The 12,802-nt window shown below is 61.5% G+C and carries 9 protein-coding genes; 6 read left to right on the top strand and 3 right to left on the bottom strand.

Features of this window, described 5'->3' with window-relative positions:
- Positions 1–79 precede the first annotated feature (79 nt).
- Together ACA070_RS29130 and gshB are read right to left on the bottom strand one after the other, a co-directional pair.
- Positions 80–979, bottom strand: a complete 900-nt coding sequence (locus ACA070_RS29130; RefSeq protein ID WP_497449300.1) for an energy transducer TonB — start codon at positions 977–979, stop codon at positions 80–82.
- A gap of 77 nt (positions 980–1,056) precedes the next feature.
- The gene (gene gshB / locus ACA070_RS29125; protein WP_131060578.1) at positions 1,057–2,010 is read right to left on the bottom strand and encodes a glutathione synthase; all 954 of its coding nucleotides are present in this window, start codon (positions 2,008–2,010) and stop codon (positions 1,057–1,059) included.
- A 234-nt stretch (positions 2,011–2,244) separates the two neighbouring features.
- Here gshB and pilG point away from each other — a divergent pair, with 234 nt between their 5' ends.
- From pilG to ACA070_RS29095, 6 genes are all read left to right on the top strand, one after another.
- Positions 2,245–2,649, top strand: coding sequence for a twitching motility response regulator PilG (gene pilG, locus ACA070_RS29120; RefSeq protein WP_219095115.1), 405 nt, complete (start codon positions 2,245–2,247; stop codon positions 2,647–2,649).
- 57 nt (positions 2,650–2,706) lie between these two features.
- On the top strand, positions 2,707–3,072 hold the full coding sequence (gene pilH, locus ACA070_RS29115; RefSeq protein ID WP_109635579.1) for a twitching motility response regulator PilH: 366 nt from the start codon (positions 2,707–2,709) through the stop codon (positions 3,070–3,072).
- A 10-nt stretch (positions 3,073–3,082) separates the two neighbouring features.
- Complete coding sequence (locus tag ACA070_RS29110) at positions 3,083–3,622, top strand: chemotaxis protein CheW (RefSeq protein WP_497449299.1); 540 nt, start codon at positions 3,083–3,085, stop codon at positions 3,620–3,622.
- A 147-nt stretch (positions 3,623–3,769) separates the two neighbouring features.
- Positions 3,770–5,827 carry a methyl-accepting chemotaxis protein gene (locus tag ACA070_RS29105; protein ID WP_497449298.1) on the top strand — a complete coding sequence of 686 codons (2,058 nt, stop codon included), beginning with the start codon at positions 3,770–3,772 and terminating at the stop codon, positions 5,825–5,827.
- A gap of 52 nt (positions 5,828–5,879) precedes the next feature.
- Positions 5,880–11,780 (top strand): Hpt domain-containing protein, encoded by a 5,901-nt coding sequence (locus tag ACA070_RS29100; RefSeq protein ID WP_497449297.1) that lies wholly within the window; start codon positions 5,880–5,882, stop codon positions 11,778–11,780.
- A complete protein-coding gene (locus tag ACA070_RS29095; RefSeq protein WP_497449296.1) occupies positions 11,773–12,228 on the top strand; it encodes a chemotaxis protein CheW in 456 nt (151 codons plus the stop codon). The genes ACA070_RS29100 and ACA070_RS29095 overlap by 8 nt, the downstream gene beginning before the upstream one ends.
- Before the next feature lie 132 nt (positions 12,229–12,360).
- Here the strand turns inward: ACA070_RS29095 and ACA070_RS29090 are convergent, their stop codons facing one another.
- On the bottom strand, positions 12,361–12,738 hold the full coding sequence (locus ACA070_RS29090) for a DUF6124 family protein (RefSeq protein WP_497449295.1): 378 nt from the start codon (positions 12,736–12,738) through the stop codon (positions 12,361–12,363).
- Positions 12,739–12,802: the final 64 nt, after the last annotated feature.

Below are 12,802 nucleotides of genomic sequence, written 5' to 3'. Positions count from 1 at the left end.
GCGGTCTTTCAGGCACTTTGATGCTGAATGTGATGCCGCTATCGCGAGCAGGCTCGCTCCCACAGGGGCTTGTGGGGTGTCAGTTGCTGGAAAGCCGATCGCCGCGGGCGAATTTCCACGTACGGATGATTTCCAGCCGGTCAATGTCCGACAAATCCCCGGTAAACGGTGAAAACGGCGCCGCCAGCCGCACAATCCGCTGTGCCGCCTGATCCAGCAGCGGTTGCCCGGAGGATTCCAGTACCAGCACTTCATACAGCGAGCCGTCGCGGTTGATTGAGACCATCAGGCGCAAATTGCCGTAGATCTGCTTGCGTCGCGCTTCGTCGGGGTAATTCAGGTTGCCGATGCGCTCGACCTTCTTGCGCCATTCGTCCTTATACCAGGCGCCCTTGTCTTTCATGGTCGAAGCAGCGCTCAGGCGGTGGATGCGCGGGCGCTTGGCGTACAGCTGTTGTTCGTTGGCCAATTCCGCTTCCAGGCTGGCGATGTCGCTGGACAGTTGCTCGGTGTCGAACGTCGGCGCCGCCACGGCGGGTTTGGTGAGTGGCTTGACCTCTTCGTTCTTGGCCGGGGCTTTTTTCGGCTTCGGCGCAACGGTGGTCACGGCAGCCTTGGGCGCGGCTTCCGGCACTGGCGGCTTGGCGGCCGGCGGTGGCGTGACTTTCTGCACCTTGTTGTCCTGGAACGGCGCGACCTCGGTGGTCTTGGGAATCGCCTTTTTATCCAGGGTGCCGCTGCCTTCCTGATTCTCCTGGGCGAGGAAATCCGCTTTCGCAGGCTTTTTTTCGCTTTTGAAGGTGGCGAGGGTGATTTCCAGGGTTTTGCTGATCTGCTTGGGTTCGACCATCGTAAAGCCGACGCCCAACAGCAAGGCCAGGTGAATCAACGCCGCGAGAAACAGGGTAAATCCGAGGCGATCGGCCGCGCGCACGCCACGATGGGCGAGTTCAGGGGGCAGATCGGACGGGAGCGTCATGACAAAAAGACCAACATCGCGTTTTTCACAGGCCGCGGATGATAACGCAATGTTGGTCGTTTCTTGGCTGTTCTATATCAACGAGCCTTGAGCTTCTGATCGATGGCATCCATCAGCAGGCCGCCAATGTCGGTGCCGAACGCGTTATCAATCTCGCGAATGCAGGTCGGGCTGGTGACGTTGATTTCGGTCAGGTGCTCGCCAATCACGTCCAGGCCAACGAACAACAGGCCTTTCTCACGCAGGGTCGGGCCGACCTGGGCGGCGATCCAGCGATCCTTGTCGCTCAGCGGACGGGCTTCGCCACGGCCACCGGCGGCGAGGTTGCCACGGGTTTCGCCTGCGGCAGGAATCCGCGCCAGGCAGTAATCCACCGGCTCGCCGTCGATCATCAGGATGCGTTTGTCGCCGTCCTTGATCGCCGGCAGGTAGGCCTGGCCCATGATCTGCTGGGTGCCCAGCGCGGTCAGGGTTTCCAGAATCACCGACAGGTTCGGATCGCCCGCGCGATGACGGAAGATCGAGGTGCCGCCCATGCCGTCCAGCGGCTTGAGGATCACGTCGCCATGTTTGGCGGCGAATTCACGCAGCACGTCGGCGCGACGGCTGACCACGGTCGGCGGCGTGCACTGCGGGAACAGCGTGGCGAACAGCTTTTCGTTGCAGTCACGCAGGCTTTGCGGCTTGTTGACCACCAGCACGCCCGCGCGCTCGGCTTGTTCCAGCAGGTAAGTGGAGTAGACGAATTCCATGTCGAACGGCGGATCCTTGCGCATCAGGATCACGTCCAGATCGCTCAGCAACGCGTCGGTCTCGGCTTCCAGTTCAAACCATTTTTCCGGATTGGCGAAGACTTTCAACGGACGCATCCGCGCACGGGCCTCGCCTTCGCCCTGATACAAATCGCGCTGTTCCATATAGAACAGTTCCCAGCCGCGCTTCTGTGCGGCCAGCAGCATGGCCAGCGAGCTATCCTTTTTATAGGAAATGCTGGCAATAGGATCCATGACAATCCCGACGCGAACGCTCATGGGTTTTTCCTCGAATTTGGGTGGTCCGAATGGACACGAAAAAGTGGCGTCAGATTGGCGCCCAGTGTGTTTCCGGTCAAGGAAAAACCACCGCGCCAGTCCCCCGATAGATTGCATTTAGAGACTGTGCTAAAAAGGCTGCCATATCGTTCCGGCCCTTAAACATCAAGGGTTTCGAGCCTCCGGTTATCGGAAATGGACAATTTGATTCGCAAAGGCGACGGCAGAGCATTTATGGACCAGCATTCCAGCGCCTTGAAGGTCATGGTGATCGACGATTCGAAGACGATTCGTCGCACCGCCGAAACGCTGTTGAAGAACGTGGGTTGTGAAGTCATCACGGCGATCGATGGTTTCGATGCCCTGGCCAAGATTGCCGACAATCACCCCGGCATCATCTTTGTCGACATCATGATGCCGCGCCTGGATGGCTATCAGACCTGCGCGCTGATCAAGAACCACAGTGCGTTCAAGTCCACGCCAGTGATTATGCTGTCGTCCAAGGACGGGCTGTTCGACAAGGCCAAGGGGCGCATCGTCGGCTCCGACCAGTTTTTGACCAAGCCTTTCAGCAAGGAAGAGCTGCTGAACGCGATCCAGGCCCATGTACCGGGCTTCGCCGCTGTTTTGCCGCAGTAGGACACGCACAGTGACGCTCGGCCAGCGGGCCCGGCGTCGACAAGAATGGGGAAGACCATGGCACGTATTCTGATCGTCGATGATTCGCCGACCGAAATGTACAAACTGACCGGCATGCTGGAAAAGCACGGTCATGAAGTGTTGAAAGCCGAAAACGGCGCCGACGGCGTGGCCCTGGCCCGCCAGGAAAAACCTGACGCCGTGCTGATGGACATCGTCATGCCCGGCCTCAACGGTTTCCAGGCGACCCGCCAGCTGACCAAAGACCCGGACACCGGGCACATCCCGGTGATCATCATCACCACCAAGGATCAGGAAACCGACAAGGTCTGGGGCACACGCCAGGGCGCGAAGGATTACCTGACCAAACCGGTCGACGAAGACACCCTGATCAAAACCCTGAACAACGTGCTGGCCGGTTGATCGTGCGGCCATGACCGAGTCGCTGACGGCTTTCGAACTGCTGCTGCAGATCGACCAGCGCTGTCGTCTGCTGGCGGCGGATCTGCCGTCCCAGCCGACCCGGCAGGATCGCTGGAGCGGCATCGGTTTTCGCCTGGGCGAGCACTGGTACGTCGCGCCCATGGGTGAAGTCAGCGAAGTCCTGCACGAACCGCGTTTCACCCAATTGCCGGGCGTCAAACCCTGGGTCAAGGGTGTGGCCAACCTGCGCGGGCGATTGCTGCCGATCATGGACTTGTGCGGCTTCTTCGGTCATGAACAGTCGACCCTGCGCAAACAGCGGCGGGTGTTGGTGGTGGAACACGGCGAAGTGTTTGCCGGGTTGATGGTCGACGAAGTCTTCGGCTTGCAGCACTTTGCCCAAGACAGTCTGGAACCGGTGTCGATGACTGATGTGCACGGGCCGATTGCAGCGTTCGTCCAGGGCCGGTTTCAGCGTGAGCAGACGTGGCAGGTGTTCAGCCCGTTTACGTTGGCGCAGTCGCAAAGCTTTATGCATGTAGCGCTGTAAACGCGGACCCTTGTAGGAGCGAGCCTGCTCGCGATTGAACGATAACGCGGTGTTCCTGAGACACCGAGGCGCCTGAATCGCGAGCAGGCTCGCTCCCACAGGAGACCTTCGTTGTGCTTTAGGGTGTTGGTTAACAGGCGAGGACCGATGATAAAAACAAAGACAGGCAAGCCAGAAGGATCGCGCAGCCGCTCGCAGATCATCGTGCTGTTCATCGCGCTGATCATCTTCATCATGCTGCTGTTCGCCAACTTCGCTTACCTCAACACTCAAGCCACGTACGACAAACAGTACATCGGCCACGCCGGTGAGTTGCGCGTGCTGTCCCAGCGCATCGCCAAGAACGCGACCGAAGCCGCTGCCGGCAAGGCTGCGGCCTTCAAGCTGCTGAGCGATGCACGCAACGACTTCGCCCAGCGCTGGGGTTATCTGAAGAAGGGCGACCCGGCCACCGGCCTGCCGCCGGCGCCGTCCACCGTGCGCCCGGAAATGCGCGCGGTGCAGCTCGACTGGGAACGTCTGCTGAAAAACACCGACGCGATTCTCTCCAGCGAGCAGACCGTGCTGTCGCTGCATCAAGTCGCCGCGACGTTGGCCGAAACCGTGCCGCAGTTGCAGGTCGAATACGAAAAAGTCGTCGAGATTCTCTTGCAGCGCGGCGCTCCGGCCGCTCAGGTGGCCATGGCCCAGCGTCAGTCGCTGCTGGCTGAACGCATTTTGGGCGCGGTGAATACCGTGTTGTCCGGCGATGAAAACTCGCAGCAAGCCGCCGACGCTTTCGGTCGTGACGCCGCGCGATTCGGTCAGGTGCTCAATGGCATGCTCCAGGGCAATGCGTCGCTGCGGGTCAGCCAGGTCGAAGACCGCGATGCGCGCATCCGGTTGACCGAGATTTCCGAACTGTTCGAATTCGTCTCCGGCTCTGTGGATGAAATCCTCGAAACCTCGCCGGAGCTGTTCAAGGTTCGCGAATCGGCGACCAACATTTTCACCTTGTCGCAAACCCTGCTCGACGAAGCCTCGCACTTGGCCACCGGTTTCGAAAACCTGGCCGGCGGGCGCGACACCGACACCATCGGCGGCTATGTATTGGGCCTGCTGGCCCTGATGTCGATCATCCTCATCGGCCTGGTGATGGTGCGCGAAACCAATCGCCAGCTGCGTGAAACCGCCGAGAAGAACGAGCGCAACCAGAACGCGATCATGCGCCTGCTCGACGAGATCGAAGACCTCGCTGATGGCGACCTCACCGTGACCGCCTCGGTGACCGAAGACTTCACCGGGACCATCGCCGACTCGATCAACTATTCCGTCGATCAACTGCGGGATCTGGTGGCAACCATCAACCTCACCGCCGGCCAGGTCGCCGCCGCCGTGCAGGAAACCCAGGCCACCGCCATGCACCTGGCCCAGGCCTCGGAGCATCAGGCCCAACAGATCAGCGAAGCCTCGACCGCGATCAACGACATGGCGCAGTCCATCGACCAGGTCTCGGCCAACGCTGCCGAGTCCTCGGCGGTGGCCGAACGTTCGGTGGAAATCGCCAACAAGGGCAACGAGGTGGTGCACAACACCATCCATGGCATGGACAACATTCGCGAGCAGATTCAGGACACCGCCAAGCGCATCAAGCGTCTGGGCGAGTCCTCTCAGGAAATCGGCGACATTGTCAGCCTGATCGATGACATTGCCGATCAGACCAACATCCTTGCGCTCAACGCGGCCATCCAGGCCTCGATGGCAGGTGATGCCGGGCGCGGTTTTGCGGTGGTGGCCGACGAAGTGCAGCGGCTGGCCGAGCGATCGTCCGCCGCCACCCGGCAGATCGAAACCCTGGTGCGGGCAATCCAGACCGACACCAACGAAGCCGTGATTTCCATGGAACAGACCACCACCGAAGTGGTGCGCGGCGCGCGTCTGGCGCAGGATGCCGGAGTGGCCCTGGAAGAAATCGAAGGCGTATCGAAGACCCTGGCAGCGCTGATCCAGAGCATTTCCAACGCCGCGCAGCAGCAGACGTCTTCGGCCGGTCAGATTTCCCTGACGATGAACGTGATCCAGCAGATCACCACGCAGACGTCATCGGGCTCCACCGCCACCGCCGAAAGCATCGGCAACCTGGCGAAAATGGCCAGCCAGCTGCGGCGTTCGGTGTCCGGTTTCACCTTGCCAGCGGCCAAGGCGCAAGCTGTGGATAAAGTGTGAAGGCCCGCAGGCGTTTGCGTTTTTTTGAGTAGAGCAGTGATTTGGAGTGGTTATGGGTGATCGGCACGACTATGTGGCCCTCGAATGGGTCAAAGGCGAGATTGCCGAAACGCTGAAAGTGGCTCATCAAGCGATCGAAACCCTGCTTGATGACCCTCAGGCGACGCACGCCCTGAGCGATTGCCTGGCGTGCATCCATCAGGTTCACGGCAGCTTGCAGATGGTCGAATTCTACGGCGCGGCCCTGCTCGCCGAAGAAATGGAACACCTGGCCACCGCCTTGCAGCAGGACCGCGTCAGCCATCGCGACGAGGCGCTTCATCTGTTGCTGCAAGCCCTCGGGCAATTGCCGATCTACCTCGACCGGGTTCAAGGCGCGCGCCGTGACCTGCCCTTGGTGGTGCTGCCGTTGATCAACGATTTGCGCAGTGCCCGGGGCGAAAGCCTGTTGTCGGAAACCAGTCTGTTCAGCCCGCAATTGCTCGACCTGCCGGCGCTGGACGAAGAGTCGCTGGCCCTGCTTGAACCGGCGGAGTTACCCAATGTGCTGCGCAAGTTGCGGCAGATGCTGCAAATGGCCCTGGTCGGGTTGCTGCGTGAACAGGATGACGACACTAATCTCGGATATCTCACCAAGGTTTTTTCACGCCTTGAAGGGCTGTGCGGCAATGCGCCCTTGAGCCCGTTGTGGCAGGTCGCCTCGGCGCTGGTCGAAGGCATGCGCGGTGGCTCGATTGCCAACAGCCCGGCGCTGCGCAGCCTGTTCAAGGACGCCGACAAAGAACTCAAACGCCTGCTCGAACAGGGCATACGCGGCATCAATCAACCGGCACCGCCGGAGTTGCTCAAGAGTTTGCTGTTCTATATTGCCAAGGCCGAACATCCCACCGGGCAGATGCTGACCATGAAAGATCGTTACTCACTGGACGACGCGCTGCCTGACAGCGCAATGGTCGACGAAGAACGCGCTCGCCTGGCAGGTCCCGACCGTGACGCCATGCGCTCGGTGCTCGCCGCACTCTGTGAGGAGCTGGTGCGGGTCAAGGAGCGCCTCGATCTGTTCGTGCGCAGTGACCGCCAGCACACTTCGGATCTCGAAACACTGTTGGCGCCGCTGCGGCAAATCGCCGACACCCTGGCGGTGCTGGGTTTCGGCCAGCCGCGCAAAGTCATCATCGATCAACTGGCGGTGGTGCTGAGCCTTGCTCAGGGCCAGCGCCAACCCAACGACGCCATTCTCATGGACGTCGCCGGGGCCTTGCTCTACGTCGAAGCGACGCTGGCCGGCATGGTCGGCACCGTAGAGCCGGAGAGCCAGGAAGAAAGTCACCTGCCGACCACCGACCTGACGCAGATCCACCAGATCGTGATCAAGGAAGCGCGCATCTGCCTGCAACAAGCCAAGGACATGATCGTCGACTACATCGACGCCGACTGGGACCGCCAGCATTTGCAGGCATTGCCGGCGTTGCTGACCCAGGTGCGCGGCGCACTGTCGATGATTCCGTTGAGCCGTGCGGCAAGCCTGATCGAGACCTGCAATCACTTCATTCGCGAACATCTGCTGCTGGACCCGGACCAGCCCGGCTGGCAGGAGCTGGACAGCCTGGCTGACGTCATTACCAGCATCGAGTACTACTTGGAACGTCTCAGCGACGATCCCGAGGCACCGGGCGAACAATTGCTCGATGTGGCGGAAAAAAGCCTGGCGTCACTTGGATTTTTCCCTAGCGAACAGCATGTGCCGATGCTTGAGGATGTGCTCAGCCCGAGTGAAGCCCAGGTGATGCAGGACCTGCAAGAACTCGATGATCCCGATACCGTCCAGTCGCTGGCCGATGTCTTGGCCAGCCCGGTGTCTTCGGTCAATCCGCCAGCGCTGACCACCCCGGGCAGCCTGTTGCCGCCGCCCGCCGGCGAAGAGCCGGTGGACGATGAGCTGCGGGAAGTCTTCCTCGAAGAAACCGGTGAAGTCCTGGATATCCTCCGGGAATACTTGCCGCGCTGGACGGCCAGTCCGGACGACAAAGCCGCGTTGAGTGAATTGCGCCGGGCGTTCCACACCTTGAAAGGCAGTGGCCGGATGGTCCGCGCGTTGGTGCTGGGCGAACTGGCGTGGGCCGTGGAAAACCTGCTCAACCGCGTGCTGGAACACAGCGTTGCGCCCGGGGCGGCGGTGCAACAATTGCTCCGCGATGCACTGGACCTGCTGCCGGAGCTGGTGGCCGAATTCGCCGCCAATGCCCAGCGCCAGCGCAACGACGTCGACCAATTGGCCGCTCGCGCCCATGCCCTCGCCAAGGGCGATTTACCTGCCAGCGACGAAGACACCCAGGACGTCGCGGCCCTCGATCCGCTGTTGCTGGAGATCTTCCGCAAGGAAGCCGAGACCCATCTCGCCAGCCTCAATCGCTTCCTCGATCAAGCCGCCGAGCATGTGCCGCTGCAGGCCAGCGACGAGTTGCAGCGCGCATTGCACACCTTGAAGGGCAGCGCCTCGATGGCTGGCGTGTTGCCGATCGCCGAACTGGCGACGCCGCTGGATCAACTGGCCCGCGAGTACAAGGCGCACCTGATCGCCCTCGACCTCGACGAAGTCGAGCTGCTGCTGGAGGCCGAAGGCTTGTTTCGCCTCGGGCTGCGGCAACTCAAGGGTGATCCGCTGGCCGCGATTCCGGGCGCTCATTCGTTGATCGAGCGCACCAAGGCGCTGCTCGCCGAGCGTCTGGACGCGCTGTTGAAAGCGCCCAGCACCGCGCTGCGGACCAAGCGTGATCCACAACTGATCAACAACTTCCTGGCCCAGGGCATGGACATCCTGCTGGACGCCGAAAGCCTGTTGCAGCGCTGGCAGCAGCACCCCGGCGAGCGTCAGGAACTCAGCGCGTTGCTGGACGAATTGACCACGTTGGGCGAAGGCGCGCACCTCGCCGATCTGCACCCGGTGGATGAACTCTGCGAAGCGTTGCTCGACCTGTACGGCGCGGTGGAAGAAAGCAGCCTGGCGGTCAGCGACCGGTTTTTCCATGAGGCGCAAGGTGCCCACGAAGCGCTGATCAACATGCTCGACGAACTGGCCGCCGGCCAGGAAGTCAGCCCGCAGCCGGAACGCATCCGGGCCTTGCGCGGCTTGCTGGATGAAAGCCTTGATCCGACGTCCATGGGCCTGATCCGTAGCGACGGCAGCCGCGCCCTGAGCATCCGGGAACTGGGCAGGGCCACCGCGGAACTGGAACAGACCGCGACTCAGGTCGAGCTCGATGACGAGATCGTTTCGATCTTCCTCGAAGAAGCGGTGGATATTCTCGAGAGCGCCGGCCAGGCCTTGCAGCGCTGGCTGAGCGACCCGGAAAACGCCGCGCCGCTGTCGTCCTTGCAGCGGGATTTGCACACCCTCAAGGGCGGCGCGCGGATGGCCGAGGTCGAGCCGGTCGGCGACCTGGCCCATGAATTGGAAAGTCTTTACGAAGGCTTGGTGGACCGCCGTTACAGCCACAGTGAAACCCTGGCGCACCTGCTGCAACAGAGCCATGACCGCCTCGCGGTGCTGCTTGAGCAACTGCAAAGCCAGCACGCCCTGAGTGCCCCGAACGAGCTGATCGAAGCAATTCGCGAGTTCCGTCAGGGCAACGCCAACACCGCCGAAGTGACGGAGCCCGCCCCGGCCAATGACTCGCCGGGGCATGATCCCGAACTGCTGGACATCTTCCTTGAGGAAGGTTTCGACATTATCGAAAACTCCGGCGCGGCACTCGTGCGCTGGCAAGCCGAGCCGTCAAACCGTCAGGAAGTGGAAACCCTGCTGCGCGACCTGCACACGCTCAAGGGCGGCGCGCGGATGGTGGAGATTGCCCCCATCGGCGATCTCACCCATGAGCTGGAATTTCTCTACGAAGGCCTGTCCGCTGGCGTGCTGCAACCGACTCCGGCGCTGTTCGGGCTGCTGCAAAGCAGTCACGACCGACTGGCACAAATGCTCGATGCCACCCGCGCCGGTCAGCCCTTGCCGGCGGCCGATCGGTTGATTGACGCGATCAAGAACTTCAGTCATCCCGCCGTTCTCGATACGCCGGTGGTGCTGCCCGCCGCGCCGAAGCCCGATACCCCCGCACCGCAAGCCGACGCGGGCGCCGACATGGTCAAGGTCTCGGCAGAACTGCTCGACGACCTGGTCAATCTGGCCGGAGAAACGTCGATCTTCCGTGGCCGTATCGAGCAACAGGTCAACGATGCGCAGGTGGCCCTGAGCGAGATGGAAACCACCATCGAGCGGATGCGCGATCAGTTGCGCCGGCTCGATACTGAAACCCAGGGCCGGATTCTCAGCCGCCAGCAAGTCGAAGCGGAACGCTTGGGCTACGAAGAATTCGATCCGCTGGAAATGGACCGTCACTCGCAGTTGCAGCAGTTGTCGCGGGCGCTTTTCGAATCCGCCTCCGACCTGCTCGACCTCAAGGAAACCCTCGACCGACGCAATCAGGACGCAGAAAACCTGCTGCAACAGCAGGGCCGCATCAACACCGAATTGCAGGAAGGCCTGATGCGTACGCGCATGGTGCCGTTCGAACGCATGCTGCCGCGCTTGAAACGTATCGTCCGCCAGGTCTCTGGTGAGCTGGGCAAAGACGTCGAGTTCATTGTTGGCAACGCCGAAGGCGAGATGGATCGCAACGTTCTTGAACGCATGGCGGCACCGCTGGAGCACATGCTGCGCAACGCCGTGGACCACGGTCTGGAATCGGCCGAGGTACGTATCGCCGCGGGTAAACCGGCACAGGGTCAGATCACTCTTGACCTGTCGCGAGAGGGCGGCGACATCATTTTCGACATTCGCGATGACGGCGCGGGCGTGCCGCTGGACGCGGTACGGCGCAAGGCGATCAAGCGCGGCTTGCTGGCCCCGGACGCCGATATCAGCGACCGCGACGTGCTGCAATTCATCCTGCAACCGGGGTTTTCCACCGCCGAGAAAATCACCCAGATCTCCGGGCGTGGCGTGGGCATGGACGTGGTTCACGAAGAGGTTCGGCAACTCGGCGGCACCATGGTCATCGACTCGACACCGGGGCAGGGCGTGCACTTCCGCATTCGCCTGCCGTTCACCGTGTCGGTCAACCGCGCGCTGATGGTGCAATGCCTGGAGGATCAATACGCGATCCCGCTGAACACCATCGACGGCATCGTTCGCGTTCTGCCCAACGAACTTGAAGGGCATTACCGGCTCGATCCGCCGACCTACGAATACGCCGGGCAGCGTTACGAACTGTGCTACCTCGGTGAGTTGCTGAAAACCAGCACCCGCCCGAAACTGCTGGGCCAGAGCCTGCCACTGCCGGTCTTGCTGGTGCAATGCAACGAGCGGCATATCGCCGTGCAGGTTGACTCCATGGCCGGCACTCGGGAGATCGTGGTCAAAAGCCTCGGCCCGCAGTTTGCGTCGGTGCAGGGGCTGTCCGGGGCGACGATTCTTGGCGATGGCCGGGTGGTGCTGATTCTCGATTTACTGGCGCCAATCCGCGCCATGCAGGCGCAGGTGCCGCAACGCACGCAAACCCTGGACGTGGAAGTCGAGCCGCATAAACCGCTGCTGGTGTTGGTGGTCGACGATTCGGTCACCGTGCGCAAGGTCACCAGCCGTCTGCTGGAACGCCACGGCATGAACGTACTGACCGCCAAGGACGGGGTCGACGCCATGTTGCTGCTCGAAGAACACATGCCCGACCTGATGCTGCTGGACATCGAAATGCCACGCATGGACGGTTTCGAAGTGGCGACCCAAGTGCGCAGCGACGAACGTTTGCAGCACTTGCCGATCATCATGATCACCTCCCGCACCGGCCAGAAACACCGCGACCGTGCGATGGCCATCGGCGTCAACGACTACCTCGGCAAGCCGTATCAGGAATCGGTGCTGCTCGACAGCATCGCCCTGTGGAGCAAAACCCATGCTTGAGCACCGCACCAGCAATCTCACCGGGCTGCTGTTGCCCTTGGCTGACCGTAACCTGATTCTGCCCAACGTGGCGGTGGCGGAGTTGATTGACTATCAACCGGGGGCGTTCGATCTGGACACGCCACCGTGGTATCTGGGGCTGGTGAAGTGGCGGGACCGGCAGATTCCGTTACTGAGTTTCGAGTCGGCGTGCGGCCAGAAAATCGTCATCGGCGAGCGGGCGCGGATCGTCATCCTCAATGCTCTGGGAGGGCGCCCGGAGCTGAAGTTCATTGCGCTGCTGGTGCAGGGGATTCCACGGTCGTACAAGCTTGATAGTCAGTTGAGCTATGTCGATGTGCCGTTGTGTCCGCTGGAACAGGCAGCGGTGCAGGTGGGGGAGCAAGTGGCGAAGGTGCCTGACTTGCTGGCGTTGGAGGAGCTACTGGTAAGTGCAGGGTTGATCTGACCCGTATCCTGTGGCGAGGGAGCTTGCTCCCGCTGGGTTGCGAAGCAGCCCCAAAATCTCCAGCGAACCGATTATTTAGCGACTGCTGCGCAGCCGAACGGGAGCAAGCTCCCTCGCCACAGGGGTTATGCACTAGACTTTGGCGCGCAGCTGCATCTGCAACGCCTCGTTATGGTCCAGCGCCCGCTCCACCAACAACTGCACGCCATCGGCCATTCGACTGAGCGCCAGGGCTACCGAGCGCCGCGACCCTTCCACATCGTCCGCCAGATCGGCAGCGATAGCGCTAATGGACAGTAAATCTTCGGAGGCGTTGGCCAGCAGGGCTTCGGTGTCGATATCAGGGGATACGGTGAAGAGGGGGTGTTTACGGCGCTTGCCCGGTTTTTCGTGGGCTGGGGGGAAGTAATGAGCGAAGGCGCGGTCGGCGGCCTCCTTGAGTTTTTCTGCTTCGAGGGCTGCGTCGGAACCGGTGTCGGTTTCCGGGGGATTGGGAGTGGCTTTGAACATAGTGAATCTCCGCTTATGGTTTAGAGCTGTCCCTTTCGGTTTCCGATCGAATGGGTGGCAGCTG

This window comes from Pseudomonas sp. LBUM1678 (assembly GCF_059695575.1).
Note: the sequence above shows the minus strand (reverse complement) of the source record. Positions and strands in the feature narration are given on the sequence as shown.